General features: G+C 67.2%; 21 protein-coding genes. 8 read left to right on the forward strand and 13 right to left on the reverse strand.

Annotation, left to right across the window (positions count from 1 at the left end):
* Window positions 1–70 precede the first annotated feature (70 nt).
* Window positions 71–1,906, reverse strand: a complete 1,836-nt coding sequence (locus AC07SQ_RS26740; protein ID WP_495271852.1) for a hypothetical protein — start codon at window positions 1,904–1,906, stop codon at window positions 71–73.
* Between the two features lie 239 nt (window positions 1,907–2,145).
* On the opposite strand from AC07SQ_RS26740, the gene AC07SQ_RS26745 reads away from it, so the two are divergent.
* Window positions 2,146–2,418: a hypothetical protein gene (locus AC07SQ_RS26745; protein ID WP_495271853.1), complete on the forward strand. Its 273-nt coding sequence runs from the start codon at window positions 2,146–2,148 to the stop codon at window positions 2,416–2,418.
* 199 nt (window positions 2,419–2,617) lie between these two features.
* Here AC07SQ_RS26745 and AC07SQ_RS26750 read toward each other — a convergent pair whose 3' ends face one another.
* From AC07SQ_RS26750 to hda, 5 genes are all read right to left on the reverse strand, one after another.
* Entirely contained in the window at window positions 2,618–3,628 is a 1,011-nt protein-coding gene (locus AC07SQ_RS26750) for an inorganic phosphate transporter (protein WP_062475084.1), read from the reverse strand.
* A 14-nt stretch (window positions 3,629–3,642) separates the two neighbouring features.
* Window positions 3,643–4,287 carry a DUF47 domain-containing protein gene (locus AC07SQ_RS26755; RefSeq protein ID WP_056571891.1) on the reverse strand — a complete coding sequence of 215 codons (645 nt, stop codon included), beginning with the start codon at window positions 4,285–4,287 and terminating at the stop codon, window positions 3,643–3,645.
* Between the two features lie 222 nt (window positions 4,288–4,509).
* Window positions 4,510–5,145: a 2-amino-4-hydroxy-6-hydroxymethyldihydropteridine diphosphokinase gene (gene folK / locus AC07SQ_RS26760; RefSeq protein WP_495271854.1), complete on the reverse strand. Its 636-nt coding sequence runs from the start codon at window positions 5,143–5,145 to the stop codon at window positions 4,510–4,512.
* Window positions 5,142–6,779 carry a polynucleotide adenylyltransferase PcnB gene (pcnB, locus tag AC07SQ_RS26765; protein WP_492728281.1) on the reverse strand — a complete coding sequence of 546 codons (1,638 nt, stop codon included), beginning with the start codon at window positions 6,777–6,779 and terminating at the stop codon, window positions 5,142–5,144. Before pcnB ends, folK begins: the two co-directional genes overlap by 4 nt.
* Window positions 6,780–6,821: 42 nt before the next feature.
* Complete coding sequence (hda, locus tag AC07SQ_RS26770; protein ID WP_056571899.1) at window positions 6,822–7,511, reverse strand: DnaA regulatory inactivator Hda; 690 nt, start codon at window positions 7,509–7,511, stop codon at window positions 6,822–6,824.
* 152 nt (window positions 7,512–7,663) lie between these two features.
* Between hda and purM the strand changes: the two genes are divergently transcribed.
* The 5 genes from purM to AC07SQ_RS26795 all read left to right on the forward strand — a co-directional run bounded on the left by purM (window position 7,664) and on the right by AC07SQ_RS26795 (window position 12,166).
* Entirely contained in the window at window positions 7,664–8,704 is a 1,041-nt protein-coding gene (purM, locus tag AC07SQ_RS26775; protein ID WP_495271855.1) for a phosphoribosylformylglycinamidine cyclo-ligase, read from the forward strand.
* 50 nt (window positions 8,705–8,754) lie between these two features.
* Window positions 8,755–9,825 (forward strand): AI-2E family transporter, encoded by a 1,071-nt coding sequence (locus tag AC07SQ_RS26780; protein WP_369646131.1) that lies wholly within the window; start codon window positions 8,755–8,757, stop codon window positions 9,823–9,825.
* A 112-nt stretch (window positions 9,826–9,937) separates the two neighbouring features.
* The gene (locus AC07SQ_RS26785; RefSeq protein WP_495271856.1) at window positions 9,938–10,510 is read left to right on the forward strand and encodes an isochorismatase family protein; all 573 of its coding nucleotides are present in this window, start codon (window positions 9,938–9,940) and stop codon (window positions 10,508–10,510) included.
* Between the two features lie 61 nt (window positions 10,511–10,571).
* Window positions 10,572–11,201: a DJ-1/PfpI family protein gene (locus tag AC07SQ_RS26790; protein WP_495271857.1), complete on the forward strand. Its 630-nt coding sequence runs from the start codon at window positions 10,572–10,574 to the stop codon at window positions 11,199–11,201.
* Window positions 11,171–12,166, forward strand: coding sequence for a GlxA family transcriptional regulator (locus AC07SQ_RS26795; RefSeq protein WP_495271858.1), 996 nt, complete (start codon window positions 11,171–11,173; stop codon window positions 12,164–12,166). Before AC07SQ_RS26790 ends, AC07SQ_RS26795 begins: the two co-directional genes overlap by 31 nt.
* Here AC07SQ_RS26795 and AC07SQ_RS26800 read toward each other — a convergent pair.
* Complete coding sequence (locus AC07SQ_RS26800; RefSeq protein ID WP_495271859.1) at window positions 12,163–13,455, reverse strand: RNA polymerase sigma factor; 1,293 nt, start codon at window positions 13,453–13,455, stop codon at window positions 12,163–12,165. The genes AC07SQ_RS26795 and AC07SQ_RS26800 overlap by 4 nt on opposite strands.
* A 143-nt stretch (window positions 13,456–13,598) precedes the next feature.
* Here AC07SQ_RS26800 and AC07SQ_RS26805 point away from each other — a divergent pair, with 143 nt between their 5' ends.
* Window positions 13,599–14,492, forward strand: coding sequence for a formylglycine-generating enzyme family protein (locus AC07SQ_RS26805; protein ID WP_495271916.1), 894 nt, complete (start codon window positions 13,599–13,601; stop codon window positions 14,490–14,492).
* Between the two features lie 13 nt (window positions 14,493–14,505).
* Here the strand turns inward: AC07SQ_RS26805 and AC07SQ_RS26810 are convergent, their stop codons facing one another.
* From AC07SQ_RS26810 to murJ, 5 genes are all read right to left on the reverse strand, one after another.
* Window positions 14,506–14,925 carry a YciI family protein gene (locus AC07SQ_RS26810; protein ID WP_495271860.1) on the reverse strand — a complete coding sequence of 140 codons (420 nt, stop codon included), beginning with the start codon at window positions 14,923–14,925 and terminating at the stop codon, window positions 14,506–14,508.
* Window positions 14,926–14,956: 31 nt separating this feature from the next.
* On the reverse strand, window positions 14,957–15,379 hold the full coding sequence (locus tag AC07SQ_RS26815; protein WP_307586760.1) for a YciI family protein: 423 nt from the start codon (window positions 15,377–15,379) through the stop codon (window positions 14,957–14,959).
* Between the two features lie 123 nt (window positions 15,380–15,502).
* Window positions 15,503–15,931: a bleomycin resistance protein gene (locus AC07SQ_RS26820; protein ID WP_056571928.1), complete on the reverse strand. Its 429-nt coding sequence runs from the start codon at window positions 15,929–15,931 to the stop codon at window positions 15,503–15,505.
* A 23-nt stretch (window positions 15,932–15,954) separates the two neighbouring features.
* Window positions 15,955–16,806, reverse strand: a complete 852-nt coding sequence (locus AC07SQ_RS26825) for a SirB1 family protein (RefSeq protein ID WP_062477211.1) — start codon at window positions 16,804–16,806, stop codon at window positions 15,955–15,957.
* 64 nt (window positions 16,807–16,870) lie between these two features.
* Window positions 16,871–18,424 carry a murein biosynthesis integral membrane protein MurJ gene (gene murJ / locus AC07SQ_RS26830; protein ID WP_495271861.1) on the reverse strand — a complete coding sequence of 518 codons (1,554 nt, stop codon included), beginning with the start codon at window positions 18,422–18,424 and terminating at the stop codon, window positions 16,871–16,873.
* 118 nt (window positions 18,425–18,542) lie between these two features.
* Between murJ and rpsT the strand changes: the two genes are divergently transcribed.
* Window positions 18,543–18,857 carry a 30S ribosomal protein S20 gene (gene rpsT / locus AC07SQ_RS26835; protein ID WP_056571937.1) on the forward strand — a complete coding sequence of 105 codons (315 nt, stop codon included), beginning with the start codon at window positions 18,543–18,545 and terminating at the stop codon, window positions 18,855–18,857.
* A 164-nt stretch (window positions 18,858–19,021) separates the two neighbouring features.
* Here rpsT and AC07SQ_RS26840 read toward each other — a convergent pair whose 3' ends face one another.
* Window positions 19,022–19,360, reverse strand: coding sequence for a DUF3579 domain-containing protein (locus AC07SQ_RS26840; RefSeq protein WP_062477206.1), 339 nt, complete (start codon window positions 19,358–19,360; stop codon window positions 19,022–19,024).
* Between the last annotated feature and the right edge of the window lie 129 nt (window positions 19,361–19,489).

Below are 19,489 nucleotides of genomic sequence, written 5' to 3' on the forward strand. Positions count from 1 at the left end.
CGCTTAAATGCGGGAAATGGAAAAATATGCTTGGCATGTGAACTGGGGAACCCAAAGCGATTGGAACGAGTTATGGAAGCGCAGGTTCATCGCTTTGTTTAGGTGCCAATGCCAATTGGTGTCCAAAAACGACTGACCAAACATCCGCGTCAGTCGGTTCTGCCTCATTACTCACGCCTTCGTGCGTTATGTTGTGCAGTCGATACTTCTCCCATACCGCCAAGTACTGAAGTGCACCGTCTATGCTGAGCCGCTCCGACGACAAGCTCGCAGTCTGTTGTATGGACTTTATCAACGTGTCGACATAGACGTGTAGGTTCTCGACCAAAGTCGACAAGTAGGGCAGCGCCATGGCATTGTGCATGATCGAGTTCCGAGTGTGATAGATGCGTGCTAAGTGCCAAGCTACCTTCTGACGATGTTTTCTCAATGTCTGTTGTGTTGCCGTTCGATTTTTGAACATCTCAAAAAGCCGCCATACTTTGTTTAATAGCAGAGGGAAAGGCTTGAGATGTTCAATGAACTCGTCTCGAACTGCAGCGTGTTCAACGCACAATGTTACGCGCACAAACTTCGAGAAACCGCTGTCCGTTCCTGGCAAATTTCGAGTCACAGCTCGAGCTCGAGGCGCAAGACGAACGAGGTCTCGATATGCCGATATAAAGAGTTTTTCCGGATAACTAAGCGTCAAAGACGGCAGCAAACAATCGGAGAAGAAAGCGAGGCGTTGACTTTCACGACCCGGCCTTGACACGATTCCCTCAAGTCCGGCCCACAGAGCAATGAGCTGATTCTCCGCAGAATTCGAGAGCAAGGCCGACCGATGAAGTCGAATCGCGCGACGCAGCCTGACAGCTGACGATTCGGTTAGGTGATGCCCATGAGTGGCCTTGACAAGCTCCAACATCTCCTGCTCACCAGATGCGGTGTGGCTAACCCAGCAATGCATCGGATCTGGAGCATCGTGCACTCGGTAGATTCGGTTCGAATCTTCGTCCCGAACAAGAGATAACGAAGTTGGGGTAAATGGAAGCCGATGCTCGAAGAAGCGGACTACTCCAATGAACTCATCGAATGCCCCTGATGCCATTTGGTGAGCTTGCACTGGACTTCGAGCGGACAGATTGCTCACAAGGAGAAATCGCTGCCGCTCACTTTTCGAGTCCAGGAACGCTTGCTGATCCGGCTTTATGCCGTCCCATGACGGGGGGCTGTTGGAGACCGTAATTCCAAATGTTTTCAGAACCTTTGGGAAGCGCTCGAACTCGCCTTCACCAAGAAATAGGCAACTGTACTTGCCATGTTTATCGGGAAATCCTTCGAAGAAGCGGTCAAGAAGCTCCTTCGGGTCGAACTCATCCTCGTACTTCAGATGCCTTATCAACGCGTTCTGCGTCACGTGATAGCTATGTCGTCGAGGAAAACCGAGGGTCTCGGCTTGGACGACAAAAACAGATGCGAGAGATGCAAGAACTTGCTTGTGGTTCGGATTGGATTCAACGGTACTCCTGATCGCTTGGACGGTAGCGTTGAAATAGTCGCCCAGCACTGTTCGGAGTCCTGAGACTCCTCTGGCAATTCTGTCTGGCTCGCCAAGGTTATCGCGAATGCTGGCGAGATGGAGTTTGCAAAGTGCTCGCTGTTGAGCATCGAGGACGGGATCCTTCGCGATACTCCATTCAAGCTCGTCAATGAACGGATTTAGAGCTTCTTTTGCGATGCCGGCGCCATGGTTTGCAGTCGCAATGGCCTGGAGCTCTAGAGTTCTGGAGAAAGTGTTGAGCGCAGGAGCCTTGAAGCTGTCGTCAGTTAGGTCATACAACTGCTCGTCCAGTACAAGCGCGAAGAACAACACTGCTTCATGTTGAAGGGTTGGCAGAGATGACTTGACGCGGAGTTTTCGCATAGGTATTTCGAACTGGCTCCAAGGCCATCTCCGTTCCAATTGAGCAATTACACATTGTCACTCAATTCCCTCGATGTCATGTCAGCGTCGCTTCTCTCAAAGCTCATGATCTGGGCTTGGGAAGCGACGGAATTTGCGGGGGGTGACGGATCGGCTCGTGACTGGGCCGACTCTCGGTGATGGTCGTCGGTCAATCCACGCTGGTCATGTCGATAAATACAGCCAGGAGGCGATACGACATGAATGAGAACACCACACCCTGGAACCGACTACGAGCGCTACTGGACACGATATTCGGCTTCACCCAACGAACGAGATCGACCGTCAAGGTGGTCCAGCAAGGCTTCGACAACGCCAAACAGGAGCATGTCGTCCTGATCGAGTACAGAGCGCATGTGAAGCCACCGGGAGCGATGGCGACCGATCAGAAGTCATCGAAGCAGGTCAAGCGTGCACCGATGGAATCAATCCGTGAGCTGTTTGCGCAGCAGCACCAAGACCGTCAGGCATAGACGGCTTGCCATCGTGCCTACGATCTGCCAAACCGGCAACGAGGGCAACGGATGTGATCGGTGTATGGGAAGGACATGAAGGGCCAATAACCCGTCTTCATGGTCCCCAATCCCTCCGCAGCACCCCGCCCTGCTCCAAACCAGCACCGTTTCTCTGACGAGCACGGTTCTGGTCCCCGATTCAAGACGCTTCAGTGCTTCAGAAGATCTGCCAGCTGAACCAGTAAGCCATCGCCGCCACAAAGGCCGAGGCGGGAATGGTCAGGACCCAGGCCCAGACGATGTTCCCCGCCACGCCCCAGCGCACCGCGCTGGCGCGCTGCGTGGCACCGACGCCGACGATGGCGCCCGTGATGGTGTGAGTGGTCGACACCGGAATGCCCAGCGCGGTGGCCAGGAACAGGGTCAGCGCCCCGCCGGTCTCGGCGCAGAAGCCGCCCACGGGCTTGAGCTTGGTGATCTTCTGGCCCATGGTCTTCACGATGCGCCAGCCGCCGAACATGGTGCCCAGCGCAATGGCGGCGTAGCAGCTCACGATGACCCAGGTCGGCGGCACCGCGTCGCTGGCCGAGGCGTAGCCGGTGGCGATCAGCAGCATCCAGATGATGCCGATGGTCTTCTGCGCGTCGTTGCCGCCGTGGCCCAGGCTGTAGGCACCGGCCGAGACCAGCTGCAATCGCCGGAACCACCGGTCCACCCGAGAGGGCGTGGCACGTCGGAAGCCCCAGGCCACCACGATCATCATCAGCGAGCCCAGCAGGAAGCCCAGCAGCGGCGACACGAAGATGAAGGCCACGGTCTTCCAGATGCCGGAGGCCACGAGGCCGCTGGTGCCGGTCTTGGCGATCACGGCGCCCACGATGCCGCCGATCAGTGCGTGCGACGAGCTGCTCGGGATGCCGTAGTACCAGGTGACGAGGTTCCAGCTGATGGCGCCGATGAGCGCCCCGAACACCACGTGCACGTCGACCACCCCGGGCTGGGCGATGCCCTTGCCCACGGTGGCCGCCACGCTCAGGTGAAAGACGAAGATCGCGATCAGGTTGAAGAAAGCCGCGAACACCACGGCCTGCCCCGGCTTGAGCACGCCGGTGGACACCACCGTCGCGATCGAATTGGCGGCATCGTGGAAGCCGTTCATGAAGTCGAACAGGATCGCGAGCGCGACCAGCACCACCACCACCCAGAGGGCGACCTGCACCGTTGTCATCGGCTGCTACCCGCTCAGGAATTCTCGAGGACGATGCCCTCGATCACGTTGGCCACGTCCTCGCACTTGTCGGTGATCGTCTCGAGCAGCTCGTAGATCGCCTTGAGCTTGATGACCTCGCGCACGTCCGGCTCCTCGCGGAACAGCTTGCTCATGGCGCTGCGCATCACGCGGTCGGCGTCGGATTCGAGGCGGTCGATTTCCTCGCAGGTCTTGAGCGTGGCCTCGGCCACGGCCGGGTCGGCGATCTTGCCGAGGTACTTCACGGCGTCCTTGAGGCGGTCGCAGCACTTCACGCTCAGGGCCGTGAGGCGCACGATCTCGTCGGTCATGTGGCGCACGTCGTACAGCGCCATGGTCTCGGCCGAATCCTGGATCAGGTCGGCCACGTCGTCCATCGTGTTGATGAGCTTGTGGATCTGCTCGCGGTCGATGGGCGTGATGAAGGTCTTGTGGATCAGGCGGTTGACGTCGTGCGTCACGCGGTCTGCGGCGCGCTCGGCGTTGTCGACGTCGCGGTTGTACTGTTCGCGCAGGTGCACGTCCGCATAGTGGGTGACGAGCTGCTCGAACGCACGCGCCGCCTCCACGATGCGCTCGGCATGCTGGTTGAACATTTCAAAAAAATTGCCCTCTCGGGGCAGCAGCTTGCCGAACATGGAAAAAACTCCTGGGACGCGCCAATCACAATTTCATGACGCCTTCGTGAAAACTTCCCGAGTTTAACGGGCGCGACCGGAACGACCGGTCGGGCCGACCTTCCGGCCCCGGCTTGACCGGCTCGCTCAGGCCGGCAGCTGCAGTGCCACGACCAGCCGCATGCACGCGGCAACGCCGGCGAGATCGGGCAGTTGCGGCCGCATGCCGGCGGCCCCCGAGGGTCAGCGGATTTTCTGGATGACCTGGCCGGTCACGCGCGCCAGCGCGGCGCGTGGCACCTTGTCGGGTGCGATCTCGGCCAGCGGCTTGAGCACGAAGGCGCGCCCGCGCATGCGCGGGTGCGGCAGGGTCAGCGTGGGGCTTTCGATCACCGAGTTGCCGTGCATCAGCAGGTCGAGATCGAGCGTGCGCGGCGCATTGGGAAAGGGCCGCTCGCGGCCGGCCAGCGTTTCCAGGCGCTGCAGCGCGATGAGCAGCTGCTCCGCGTCCAGCCCGGTGCGCACGGCCACCACGGCGTTGATGAAGTCGGGGCCTTCGGCATCGACCGGCGCGCTGCGGTAGAGCGACGAGCGGGCCGTGACCTGCGTGCGCTGCAGCGCACCGATGGCGGCCATGGCCTCCTTCACGGTCGCCTCGGCATCGCCCAGGTTGGCGCCGATGGCGACGAAGGCCTGCACGGTCGGGTAGTCCTCGCGCGGACCGCGTGGACGCGAAGGCGCGCGGCGTGCGGGCGGGCCGCTCTTGCTGCCGGCCGATGACGGCTTGCCTGCGGCGCGCGGCGCGGGCTTGCCCCCCTTGACGGACTTGGCAGCCGGGGCGCTCTTCTTGCCGTCCTTCGGCTTGTCGGGCGCGCTCATTCGCCTGCGGCGCTCCCGCCGCCCTCGCTGCCACCACCACCGCTACCGCCGCCCACGGGGCGCGGCTTGCGCCGGCGCTTGCGCTTGCGCGGCGCGGCGGCTTCGCCGTCCGGCGGCACGGCGTCGGCCTCGATGTCGGGGCCGTCGCCATCGTCCGATCCGGCGGCGGCCTGTTTCTGGCGCGCCGGCTGCTCGCTGCGCGGCTTGGGCGCAGCGGCCGGATCGCGCAGGCGCACGCGCTGGCGCACCTTCTGTTCTTCGCGCACCTGTTCGAGGAGGTCCTGGCGGCGCAGGTCGTCGGCGGTGCTGAACTCTTGCCACCACTCGGCGATGGCTTCACCGACCTCGCCCACGTCGGCACGCAGGCGCATGAAGTCGAAGGCGGCGCGGAAGCGCGCCTGCTCGACCAGGCTGTAGGGCGTGGAGCCGGTGCGCTTGTCGAAGCGCGGCTGCATCATCCAGATCTCGCGCATGTCGGCGGCCAGCTTGCCGCGGCCGGACACATCGCCGATGCGCGAATTGAACACGTCGTCGATGGCGTCCTGCAGCGCCGGGAACGGCGGCTGCGGGCGCTGGCCATGGCGGCCTTCCTGGCGCTGGGCCCAGCCGTCGCGCACGTCGGCCCACAGCACGCAAGCCAGCAGGAAGCTGGGCGCCACGGGCTTGCCTTCGCCCACGCGGCGGTCGGTGTCCTGCAGGGCGGCCTTCACGAAGGGCTGGTCGGCGCGCTCCACCACCACGTCGAGCAGCGGATAGATGCCGGTGGCGAGCCCCAGCTTGCGCAGCTGCTCCACCGTCGCGATGGCGTGACCGGTCTGCAACAGCTTGAGCATCTCGTCGAACATGCGGCTTTGCGGCACGTCGGCCAGCAGCTTGCTCGATTCGATGAGCGGCGCGGCGGTCTTGGCTTCCATCTTGAAACCGAGCGCAGCGAGCTTGGCCGAGAAGCGGATCGCGCGAATGATGCGCACCGGGTCTTCGCGGTAGCGCGTGACCGGGTCGCCGATCATGCGCAGCGTGAGCTTCTGGGCGTCCTTGATGCCGTTGTGATAGTCGACCACCACCTGGTTGGCCGGGTCGTAGTACATGGCGTTGACGGTGAAGTCGCGGCGCGCCGCGTCTTCTTCCTGCGGGCCCCAGACGTTGTCGCGCAGCACGCGGCCGCTGGCGTCCACGGCGTGCTTCATGCTCGCGAGTTCGCCCTTGCTGGTGCGCTCGTTGCCGGCCACCTGCTCGGCGGCGGCGCTGTCCATGTAGGCGCGGAAGGTCGAAACCTCGATCACCTCGTGCTCGCGGCCGCGGCCGTACACCACGTGCACGATGCGAAAGCGCCGGCCGATGATGAAGGCGCGGCGGAACAGCGACTTGACCTGCTCGGGCGTGGCGTTGGTGGCCACGTCGAAGTCCTTCGGACGCAGGCCCAGCAGCAGGTCGCGCACCGCGCCGCCCACCACGTAGGCCTCGTAGCCGGCCTGCTGCAGCGTGGTGACCACGTTCTTCGCGCGTTCGTCGACCAGGGCGGGATCGATCTTGTGAACCTCTGCCGGCACCTCCTGGCGCTTGCCGAAGCGGCTCTTGCCCTGCGTGCCGCCGGCGGACTTGCCGAGCAGCTTGTCGATGAATTTCTTGATCATTGGTTGTTTTTCGAGGAGGAGCAGGCGCTTCTTCTTATCTGTCTATTCGTTTTCGAGCATGGAGCGGATCAGCGGAATGGTGATCGCGCGTTGGGTCTGCAGGGCGTAGCCGTCCAGCTGCGACAGCAGCTCCATCAGGCTGCCCAGGTCGCGGCTGAAGCGGTGCAGCATGAAGTCGAGCACGTCGTCGGACAGCATCACGCCGCGCGCGTCGGCCGCCTGGCGCAGCACCGCGCGGCGTTCGCTTTCGCTCAGCACCTGCAGGTGGAAGACATGGCCCCAGCCGAGGCGGGTGCGCAGGTCTTCGCGCAGCGGCAGGTCGGCCGGCGGCAAGGCGCCGGCGGCGACCACGCCGCGCTGCAGGGTCTGGGCGTTGACGAACCAGTTGAAGGCCGCGTGCTGCTGCACCGCGGTGTAGAGGTGGACGTCGTCGAGCAGGACGGCGCCCCAGCGCTCGTCGAACTCGGGCGGCTCCAGCAGGCCGGCGTGCAGCCAGCCCACGCTGGCGCCCTGCTCGGCCAGTGCGACACGCACGGATTCGAGCAGGTGGGTCTTGCCACTGCCGCTGTCGCCCCAGAGGTAGGTCGGCACCGGCGAGTGCAGCGCGGGGCTGCCATCGGCGCCGCCGACCCACACTTGCAGGTGTCGCAGCGCCGCCTCGTTGGGGCCGGCAAAAAAGGCGTCGAAGCTGGGGCCCGTCGCAATGCCGATATCGAGCGCGAGCTGTTTCATCCCGGGAAGGTTCATGGAGGGGGCCCGGAGGGCCCTTAAAATCGTGAGGAATTCTATCGGCCCGGCCGCCTCGGTCGCCGGCGCCTCCCCTGCCCGCCCTTCCTCGCCGCTTCGCGAACCTTTTCGCTCCTTCTTCTCGACACCGCCCGCCCATGACCTCCTCCACGCCCACCCCGCTCAGCTACAAGGACGCCGGTGTCGATATCGACGCAGGCGACGCCCTGGTCGACCGCATCAAGCCACTGGCGAAGAAAACCATGCGCGAAGGCGTGCTGGCCGGCATCGGCGGCTTCGGCGCGCTGTTCGAAGTGCCCAAGCGCTACAAGGAACCCGTGCTGGTGAGCGGCACCGACGGCGTGGGCACCAAGCTCAAGCTGGCTTTCGAATGGAACATGCACGACACGGTCGGCATCGACCTCGTGGCCATGAGCGTCAACGACGTGCTGGTGCAGGGCGCCGAACCCCTGTTCTTCCTGGATTACTTCGCCTGCGGCAAGCTCGACGTGGACACGGCCGCGGCCGTGGTCGGCGGCATCGCCCGCGGCTGCGAAATCTCGGGTTGCGCCCTCATCGGCGGCGAAACCGCCGAAATGCCCGGCATGTACCCGGCCGGCGAGTACGACCTGGCCGGTTTTGCGGTCGGCGCGGTCGAAAAGTCGAAGATCCTCACGGGCCAGAACGTCAAGCCCGGCGACGTGGTGCTGGGCCTGGCCTCGGCCGGCGTGCATTCCAACGGTTTCAGCCTCGTGCGCAAGGTGATCGAGCGCGCCGGTGCCGACCTGCCCGCCACCCTGGACGGCAAGCCCTTCCGCGAAGCCGTGATGGAGCCCACCCACCTGTACGTCAAGCCCGTGCTCGAAGCGCTGGGCAAGCACCCGATCAAGGCCCTGGCCCACATCACCGGTGGCGGCCTGCTCGAGAACATCCCGCGCGTGCTGCCCGAAGGCACCGCCGCCCACCTGAAGAAGGGCAGCTGGCCGCAGACCGAGCTCTTCGCCTGGCTGCAGAGGGTGGCCGGCATCGACGACATCGAGATGAACCGCACCTTCAACAACGGCATCGGCATGGTCGTGGTGATCGACGCGGCCGAAGCCGCCGCCTGCGCCGCCACGCTGCGCGCCGCCGGTGAATCGGTGCATGAGATCGGCGTGATCGCCGAGCGCGGCGACGGCGCGGCCGTGGTCGTCGCCTGATCGCGCGCCCGTTCTTTTTTCTTTTTCTCACCGCACGCCCCGCTCCCCGGATGGCCACGCCGCTGCCCGACGCCACCCTCGCCGCCCCGCCCCCGGCCGCCGCCTCCCGCCACGTGGTACTGGCCAGCTACCTGCTGATGCTCGCGGGGCTGATGCTCGTGATGTGGCAGCACCTGCTGCCGGGGCTGCTGTGCGTGTGCATCGGCTTCCTGGTCGCACGCTGGTTCGCCCGACTGCTGGGCGGCTGGCTGTCGCGCCTGAAGCCCCTGCGCTCCGCCGCCGGCAGCCTGGCCCGGGTGGTGGCGGTCACGCTGGTGCTGCTGGGCCCGATCGGCCTGGTCACGCTGGGGTTCTCGCAGGCGCGCGAGTACGTGCTCGATGCGCCCGACCAGTACCGCGAACTGCTCGACTACACGGCCCGCACAGTGCTCGAACTGCGCTCCAAGCTGCCGCCCGACATCGCCGTCTACCTGCCCGAGGGCGCGGCCGAGGTGCAGCGCATCGTCGCCAACTACCTGCGCACGCAGGCCGGCTCGCTCGCCATGGCCGGGCGCGCCTGGCTGGGCGGGCTGCTGTTCGCCTACGTGGGCCTGATCATCGGCGCGCTGGCCGCCGTGGCGCCGGCGCCGGCCCAACGCCGGCCGCTGGCGCAGCAGATGTTCCTGCGCATCACCACCTTCGGCGAGGCCTTCGGCCAGATCGTCGCGGCGCAGTTCTGGATCGCCGCCTTCAACACGCTGCTGACCGCGATCTTCCTGTTGTTCCTGATGCCGCTGTGGGGCCTCGAGCTGCCCTACACGCCCGCGCTCATCACGCTGACCTTCGTGGCCGGACTGGTGCCGATCGTGGGCAACCTGGTCTGCAACTCGGTGATCACGCTGGTGGCGCTGTCGGTGTCGCCGGTCACGGCCGCGGCCTGCCTGGGCTTCCTGATCCTGATCCACAAGGCCGAGTACGTCATCAACGCCAAGGTGGTCGGCGCGCGCACGCAGATGCGTGTGTGGGAACTGCTGTCGGTGATGTTCGTGGCCGAGGCGGTGTTCGGCCCCGCCGGGCTGGTGGCGGCGCCGCTGTACTACGCGTACCTGAAAAAAGAACTGCACGCAGGCGGCCTGGTCTAGCGACCGGGCAATGTCCTGATCTGATCGGTTCCGGTCCGCATCGGCGCGGACGAAGCGCTGGCGGCGCCCAAGAATAGGCGGCATCATCCACTTTGCCTTGCCCGCCACCGCCATGACCACCTGTCTGATTGTGATCGACGCCCAGGAATCGTTCCGCCACCGCCCCTACTGGAACGCCGCCCTGCTCGCGCCCTACCTCGAGGCCCAGAACGCGCTGATCGCCGGCGCCGTGGCGGCCGGACTGCCGGTGGTGCGCGTCTTCCACGTCGATGCGCCGCCATCCCCGGCCAACCCCTTCGCGCTCGAATCGGGCCACGTGCGCCCGATCGAGGGCCTCGCGCCTTTCGAGGCGGCCGCCACCTTCACCAAGCACCGCCACAGCGCGCTGGTCAACAGCGGGCTCGACGTATGGCTCACGCAGCACGGCATCCGCCGCCTGATCGTGAGCGGCATCCGCACCGAGCAATGCTGCGAAACCACCACGCGTCACGCCTCGGACCTGGGCTGGGAGGTCGACTACGTGACCGACGCCACCCTCACCTTCGACATGGTGCAGCCCGACGGCCGCCCCCTGTCGGCCGCCGACATCAAGGCGCGCACCGCGACCGTGCTGGACGGGCGCTTCGCCACGGTCTGCAGCGTGGCGCAGGCGTTGGCGCATGCCACGGAAGGCGCGACCGCATGAGCGCCGCGCCGGGCCGCCCCAAGCAAGCTCGCACCGAAGTGCGAAGCACGGAGGTATTTCAATGACCCCGCTGCGCGTGCGCATCCTGGCCTACGACGGCGTCGAGGCGCTCGATTTCGCCGGCCCCTTCGAGGTCTTCACCACCGCTGCCCGCGTCCACCAGCGCCTGCAGCCGGGTGCGCCCGCGCCGTTCGAGGTGGCCTCGGTCGCCCACACCCGCGCCGGGGAACCGGTGCAGGCGCGCGCCGGTCTGCGGCTGCTCGCCGACCACACGCTGGCCGATGCCGCCGCCACCGCAGACGTGCTGGTCGTCCCCGGCGGCGTGGTCGATGCGCCGATGGCGAGCCCCGACACCCTGCGCTGGATCGCCCGCTGCGCGGCCAGCGCGCAGCTCGTCGCCTCGGTCTGCACCGGCGTCTTCCTGCTGGCGCAAAGCGGCGTCGTGACGCGCGAGGCGGTCACCACGCACTGGGAAGACCTCGCCGATCTGCGCGCCCAATTTCCGCAGCTCGACGTGCGCGAAGGCGTGCGCTGGGTCGACACCGGCCGCATCGTCAGCTCGGCCGGCATCAGCGCGGGCATCGACATGAGCCTGCACCTGGTCGAGCGCCTGGCCGGACGCGACCTGGCCGAGCGCACCGCGCGCCAGATGGACTACGCATGGACCCGCAACGAGCCCCTGTCCGCGTAGTCTTCGTGCTCCTGCCCGACAGCCTGGTGCTCGACTGGGCCGGGCCGGCCGAGGCGCTGCGCATCGCCAACCAGCGGCTGCGCGCGGCAGGCCAGCCCGAGCGCTTCGTCATCGAATTCGCCGGGCCGCGCCCGACCGTCATGGGCTCCGTCGGCGTCGCGCTGTCGGGGCTGTCGCCGCTGCCGACGCAGTGGGACGGCCCGGGCTGGGTGGTGCTGGTCGGCCTGCCGGGCGACACCATTGCGACCGACACCCCCGAGGCGCAGGACCTGCTGCACTGGTTGCGCGGCCAGCGCTTCACGCGCGGCGGTGTCGAGCTGGTCACGGTCTGCGCGGGCGCCCTGCTCGCGGCGCACGCGGGCGCGCTCGCGGGCCGGCGCGTCACCACGCACCACCATCACCTGGACGAACTGCGCATCGTGGAGCCGCGCTGCGAGGTGGTGAGCAACCGGGTGTTCGTGATCGACCCGCCGGTCTACAGCAGCGCGGGCGTCACGACGGGCATCGACCTGATGCTGCACCGCATCGCCGACACCTGCGGCGAGGCGCTGGCGGCCCAGGTCGCGCAGACGATGGTGGTCGCGCTGCGGCGCGGCCCGCACGACCCGGAGCTGTCGCCCTTTCTCGCCTACCGCAACCACCTGCACGCGGCGCTGCACCGGGTGCAGGACGCGGTCAGCGAACAACCGCAGGCCGACTGGAGCGTGCCGCGCATGGCCGAGGTCGCCCACACCTCGGCGCGGCACCTGACGCGGCTGTTCGTCGAGCACGCGGGCGTGGCGCCGCTGGCCTACCTGCGCCGGCTGCGGCTGGCCGCCGCGCAACTGGCGCTGGCCTCGGGTGCCAGCGTGACGCGGGCGGCCGAGCTGTCGGGCTTCGGCTCGGACACGCAGCTGCGCCGCGCGTGGCACCAGTTCGGGTTGCCGGGCTCGCCTTCCGCGGGCACGTCGGCGCCCGTCCGCTAAGGCTTGTCGCCGCAGGCCTCGGCGCGCGCCCGCAGCAGCGCCTGCTCGCGCGTGTTGCGCGTGAGCGAGGCGGCGCGCTGGAACTCCCGGCGCGCCTCGTCGCGGCGGCCCAGCTTGAAGAGCAGGTCGCCGCGCACGGTCGGCAGCAGGTGGTAGCCCTTCAGCGCGGGCTCGTCCTGCAGCGCATCGACCACCTCCAGCCCGGCCGCCGGCCCGAAGGCCATCGACAGCGCGACCGCGCGGTTCAGCTCGACGATGGGCGACGGCGACAGCGCGGCCAGCGCGTCGTACAGCGCCGCGATGCGGGCCCAGTCGGTCTCGCCCGCGGTGCGCGCGCGGGCGTGGCAGGCGGCGATGGCGGCCTGCAGCGCGTAGGGGCCGAGCGCGCCGCCCAGCGCTTCGGCGCGCGCCAGCGCCGCCAGGCCGCGGCGGATCAGCATCGGGTCCCAGCGTGCGCGGTTCTGGTCAAGCAGCAGCACCGGTTCGCCCGAGGCGCCCACGCGCGCGGCGGTGCGCGAGGCCTGGATTTCCATCAGCGCGACCAGCCCGTGCACCTCGGATTCGCCGGGCACCAGCTCGGCCACGATGCGGCCCAGGCGCAGCGCCTCGTCGCACAGCGCGGGGCGCATCCAGTCGCCGCCGGCGGTGGCCGAGTAGCCTTCGTTGAAGATCAGGTAGAGCACCTCGAGCACCGAGGCCAGCCGGGCGTCGAGCTCGTGGCGGCGCGGCACCTCGAAGGGCACGCGCGCCTCGGCCAGCGTGCGCTTGGCGCGCACGATGCGCTGCGCCACGGTGGCCTCGGGCACGAGAACGGCGCGCGCGATCTCGTCGGTCGTGAGGCCGCCCATCAGCCGCAGGGTGAGCGCCACGCGCGCCTCGGTCGAGAGCACCGGGTGGCAGGCGGTGAACACCAGGCGCAGCAGGTCGTCGCCGATGTCGTCGTCGAGCGCCGCATCGACCGCCTGCGCGAAATCGGCCTGGGCCATGGCGTGCAGCGCGTCGAGCTCGCGGCCGATCTCGGGCGCCTTGCGCTCGGCCAGCTGCACATGGCGCAGGCGGTCGAGGGCGCGGTGCTTGGCCACCTGCGTGAGCCAGGCGGCAGGGTTGTCGGGCACGCCGTCGACGGGCCACTGCTCGAGCGCGGCCACCAGCGCGTCCTGCGCCAGCTCCTCGGCCAGGCCCACGTCGCGCACCTTGCGCGCGAGCGCGGCGATGATCTTCGCGGACTCGATGCGCCAGACCGCCTCGATGGCGCGGTGGATGGCGGCGGCGTCTGGTCCGCTGCTCATGCGGCCTCGCTCCGGCCCGGCAGGCCGGATAGCATGCGGCCATGACACCACGCCTCGTCTTGTGGAGCCTGGGTTTCGCGTTCGGCCTCGCCTGCGGCGGCGTGCGGGCGGACGACCTTGCCGTGGAACGCAACAGCCTGGGCATGGCCTTCGTGCGATTGCCGGCCGGCGAATTCCTCATGGGCAGCGACGAGCCGCCCGACGCGCTGGCACGCGACTACCCCCAACTGCCCAAGGAACGCTTCACCCAGCTGGCCGACGAAGGGCCAGTGCACAAGGTGCGCATCACGCGGGCGTTCTGGATGGGACAGCACGAGGTGACGGTGGGCCAGTTCCGGCGCTTTCTCGAGGCCTCGGGCCACGTGCCCGAATCGGTGGCCGACGGCACCGGCGGCTACGGCTGGCGCGCCGACTACGATCCCGCCACCACGCGGCGCGGCGACGCCTTCGAAGGCCGCGACCCGCGCTACTCGTGGCGCAACCCGGGCTTCGCGCAGGGCGACGACCACCCGGTCGTCAACGTGAGCTGGAACGACGCGCAGGCGCTGGCCGCCTGGCTGAGCAAGACGGAGGGCCGGCACTACCGCCTGCCGACCGAGGCCGAGTGGGAGTACGCCTGCCGCGCCGGCACGCGCACCCGCTACAGCACGGGGGACGATCCGGCCACGCTGCTGCGCGGGGCCAACGTGTTCGACACGCGCAGCGCCGCCCATTGGCCGCGCTGGCGCGCGATGGCGCTCGCGGGCGACGACGGTTTTGCCTTCACCGCCCCGGTCGGCAGCTTCGCGCCGAACGCCTGGGGCCTCTACGACATGCACGGCAATGCGTGGGAGTGGGTGGCCGACTGGCATGGCGACGAATACTACGCGCGCTCACCGGTCGACGACCCCCAGGGCCCGGCCACGGGCACCGTGCGGGTGCGCCGCGGGGGCTCCTGGCACACCTGGGCCTTCTATGCCCGCTCGTCGTACCGCAACTGGAATGCGCCGGACACGCGCTACACGCTGGTGGGCATCCGGCTGGTGCGGGAAGACTAGGCCCCGCTCACTTTCACTTCTTGAGCGTCTGCTGCATCGACGTGAACTCGCTCGCAACGTCCTGCACCTCGGGCGAGAAGTCCTCCATCTCCTGCACCTGGCGGATCTCGATGACCTCGTTCTCGCTGCCCGGGCAGCGGCTCGCCCATTCGATGGCCTCGGCGCGCGAGGCGACGTCGATCAGCCAGTAGCCGCCCAGCACTTCCTTGGCCTCGGCGAAGGGGCCGTCGACCACCTTCGGCTTGCCGCCCGGAAAGCTCACGCGCGCGCCCATCGACGGCGGATGCAGGCCCTCGCAGCCGATCAGCACGCCGGCCTTCTGCAGGGACTCGTTGAAGGCCATCATCGACCCCACGCGTTCGACGTCGTCGGGCACGGTGCCGGGCGCGGCGTTTTCGTAGCCGCGGGGAATCATCAGCAGCATGAATCGCATGATCGTTTCTCCTTCGAGGAATGGATGAGGTTCAGCGGCCGGCCTTGGCAGCCGACTCGGCGCGCAGGCGGTCTTCCTGGGCCAGCAGCTCGGGCGTCATGGCCTCGCCGAAATCGGTGGCTTCGAAGACCTGGCGGATCTCGATCTCGCCTTCCTGGAACGGGCTGCGCTTGATCCACTCGATGGCCTCTTCCTTCGACTTGACCTGCAGCAGCCAGAAGCCCGCGAGCAGCTCCTTGGTCTCGGTGAAGGGGCCGTCGATGACGGTGCGCTTCTTGCCTTCGCAGCGCACACGCGCGCCCTTGGAGCTGGGGTGCAGCCCTTCGCCCGCCAGCAGCACGCCGGCCTTGACCAGTTCCTCGTTGAACCGGCCCATCTCGGTGAGGATCTCGGTGCTCGGCATCACGCCGGCTTCGGAATCCTTGTTCGCCTTGACCAGAACCATGAATCGCATGTCGCTTCTCCTGAAAGTGGGTGGGGATCGGGAGACGCCGGAATCTGCGTGCTCCTGTTCACACGTCGCGCGAGCGGGCCACGGATCGACACGGCCGCATCGATCTGTTTGTAATTTTGTGTTTCAGAGATAGCCGCAAAACCGCAGCACGTGGCCGTCGGGTTCGCGGATCGCGAATTCGCGCAGGCCCCAGGGCTGGGACGTGGGCGGCTCGATGATGGTCACGCCGCGCTTCACATAGGCGGCATGCAGGCCGTCGATGTCCTTGCCAACGTGGATCACGATTTCGCCGCGCCAGGGCCGGGCCTCGCGGCTGCCGCACTGCCACAGGCGCAGGTACACGGGGTCGCCATAGCTGCGATCGCCCTTCATCACGCGGGCGTAGCTGGGCGGCTCGCCGGCGATGAAGTCGATCTCGAAACCCAGCACCTCGGAAAACCAGCGCGCGGCGCGCGAGACGTCGGACACCGGCAGCACCGGCTGCACGCCGTGGAATTCGTGCAGCGTGCCCAGGTCGGGCGCCGCGCTCACGCCGGTACGGGTGTCGGTCATGGGCGTTGTGGCTGTTGGGCTGGTCAGTTGGCCAGGCGCCGCAGCAGCGCCACGCGCTCGGCGATCGCGTCGATGTCGAGCGCGTCTTCGGCGTTGGCGAGGTAGGTTTCGAGGTCGCGCACGGCCAGCGCCGCATGGCCCTGCTCGGCATGCGCCACGCCGCGGTCGCGGTGCTCGCCCCAGGCGGTGGGCAAGAGGGCAATGAGGCGGTTCTGCACCGCGATGTAGCGCGGCCAGTCTTCCTGCGCGTGGTGCACTTCCTTCAGGTTGCGCAGCATGCGCGCGATGATCTCACGCGGGCTCGCGGGCTGCAGGTACAGGCCCAGCGGCACGTCGAATTCGCCGACCAGCCCATTGCCGCGCTTGTAGGGTTCGAGCCGCTCGCCCAGCTCCTCGCGCGAGAGCGACTTGCCGGTGAACGGGTCGATCACGACCTGCCCCTTGGGCAGCGTGACCTTGACCATGAAATGTCCCGGAAAGCTGATGCCGCGCGTCTGCAGGCCCAGGCCCTGGGCCAGTTCCATCCACAGCACGGCCAGCGAGATCGGAATGCCGCGGCGGGTGCGCAGCACGGCGTTCAGGTAGCTGTTGTCGGGGTCGTAGTAGTCGTTGACGTTGCCGCCGAAGTTCAGGTCGCTGAAGAAGAACTGGTTCAGCGCGCGCAGCCGGGCCAGCGGCGCGGCATCGGCCGGCAGGCGGCGCTTGAGGCGCGCGAGCAGCTGGTCGACGTCGCCCAGCACCTGCTGCACGTCGAGTTCGGGGTATTCGTCCTGCGCGATGCTGGCGGCCGCTTCGAGCAGCGGAAAGTGGTCATCGCTGCCGACCAGCGACTCGAAATATTCCAGTGCCGTGGGAACCTGGTAGCTGAACGTCATATGGCTTTGTAGAGGAGCCCGCAGGGAGCGTCAAGGCAGTGTTTTCCGGCTCGCCAACGGCGCTTCAGCGGCGCATGAAACTGCGCAGACGCACGCCTGCGGCGGTGAGCACGGCGAAATAGAGCAGCGCGGCGCCGGCGACGAGCGCGGCCAGAAGGCCGATGCGGTGCAGGCGCTGCGCGCGCAGGCCGACCCAGTCGAAATAATGCGCGCCCCAGGCCAGCAGGGCCGCCAGCACCACGGTGCCCAGCAGCACCTGCAGCGCGAACTTGCCCCAGCCGGGCTCGGGGATGTAGCTGCCGCGCCGGATCAGGCCGATCAGCAGCCACAGCGCGTTGACCAGCGCGCCGATGCCGATCGTCAGCGTCAGCGCCGCGTGCTGCAGCAGCGGCACCAGGAAGAAGTTGAGCACCTGCGTGAACACCAGCACCGTCACGGCGATCAGCATGGGCGTGCGGGTGTCGTGCTTGGCGTAGTAGCCGGGCGCGAGCACCTTGACGGCCACGAGGCCGACCAGCCCCACGCCGTAGCCCATGAGCGCCACGGTGGTGCGGCCCACGTCCTCGCCGGTGTAGGCGCCGTTGTGGAACAGCACCGCCACGAGCGGCTTGGCGAACAGCAGCAGCGCCACGGCGCACGGCGCCGCCAGCAGCACCACGAGGCGCAGGCCCCAGTCGAGCAGCGAGGAGTAGCGCGCGTCGTCCTTGGCGGCGCGGGCGCCCGCGAGCTGCGGCATCAGCACCACGCCCAGCGCCACGCCGAGCATGGCGGTGGGAAATTCCATGAGCCGGTCGGCGTTGGTGACCCAGGTCACGCTGCCGGTGGCCAGGTGCGAGGCGATCTGCGTGTTGATGAGCAGCGAGATCTGCGCCACGCTCACGCCCAGCAGCGCCGGCAGCATGAGCTTCATGACCTTGCGGGTGGTCGGATCAGTCCACGCGGCGCGCAGCGCCTTGAAGCTGGCGCCGATGCGCGGCATGAGCCCCAATGCGCGCAGCGCCGGGATCTGCAGGGCCAGCTGCAGCACGCCGCCGACCATCACGCCCACGCACTGGGCGTAGATCGGCTCGATGCCGTAGCGACGGAACAGCGGCGCGCCGATGGAGATCGACAGGATCAGTGCGATGTTGAGCAGCACCGGCGACGCCGCCGGCACGGCGAACTTGCGCCAGGTGTTGAGAATGCCGCCCGCCAGCGCCACCAGCGACATGAAGCCGATGTAGGGGAACATCCAGCGCGTCATGACCACGGCGGCGTCGAAGCCCTGCAGGCCGCTGGCCATGGCCCAGACCAGCAGCGGCGCGCCGGCCACGCCGGCCACGCACAGCACCACCAGGGCCCAGGTCAGCAGCGTGGCGACGTGGTCGACCAACTCCCGGGCGCCCTCCTGCCCCGCCTCGGTCTTGCGCGCGGCCAGCACCGGCACGAAGGCCTGGCTGAAGGCGCCCTCGCCGAACACGCGGCGAAACAGGTTGGGGATGCGAAAGGCGACGTTGAAGGCGTCGGTGAGCGCGCTGACGCCGAACACCGAGGCAAACAGCACGTCGCGCACGAGGCCCGTGATCCGCGAAGCGAGGGTCAGCAGGGAGACGGTGGAGGCGGATTTGAACAGGGACACGGGGGCGAGTGTAGGGCTGCGAAAGGTGGCAAAAGCAGGCAATTCGGCAAAAACCGGAACCCGGCCTATAATGGAGGGCTTTGCTGCATCATCCTCAGACACCTAAGGAACACTAAATATGGCATCCGCCAAGCCCAAGAAGAAGAACCCGCGCCTCGCGTCGGGCCGCAAGCGCGTCCGCCAGGACGTCAAGCTCAACGCTGCGAACACCTCGCTGCGCTCCAAATACCGTACCGCTGTCAAGAACGTCGAAAAGGCTGTTCTGGCTGGCGACAAGACCAAGGCAAGCGAACTGTTCGCGAAGGCCCAGAGCATCGTCGACACCGTCGCCGACAAGGGCATCTTCCACAAGAACAAGGCCGCCCGCGACAAGAGCCGCCTGTCGGCCAAGGTCAAGGCCCTCGCCCTGGCGCCTGAAAAGGCCGCCGCCTGACACCTGTCAGGCAAGCCCGGACCGGAATTCTCCGGTCCGCCGTTTGATCGGGGTGCGCTGCAGCAAGCAAAAGTGAAAAACCGCCTTCGGGCGGTTTTTTCATGGGCGCTCGAAAAGCCTCCACGCGCGAGCAACCCGTGCAGCCTAAAAAAAAGACCTGGAAGTCAGGTCTTTTTGGGAGGGGGCGGCGTGTCCGCCGGGTCGGGCACCAGGCAGGCCTCGGCCACCTGGAGGTTGTTGTCTTTCGCGAAGTTCACGCAGAAGTCCCAGGCCATGGGCTCGGCGTCGCGCAGGGCGCGGTTCACCACCACGCATTTCACGCCGTTGATGGTCGTGGGAATGCACCAGGGCGAGTAGCTCAGGTGGCTGCCCGGGTAGGCGCCGCCGGGGCGGAAGGAGCACATGACGCCGGCGAGGCGTTCGGCCCAGTCGCTGGGGCGAAAAGTGCGGCCATCATGGGTGATGCCCTGGATGAAGATTTCTTTGGCGTTGGGGGAAATCATCGTGAAGTGAGGCGACCGGAACAGGTGCTGCGGTGCAGCAAGCGATTGTATCCGGGGCCCTTTTTGCATCCTGAATGGGGGGCATTGCTGTGATGCGGAATCCTCAACGAAGCCGTCAAATCGCACGCC

It is taken from the genome of Variovorax sp. GW821-FHT06D12 (assembly GCF_059419205.1).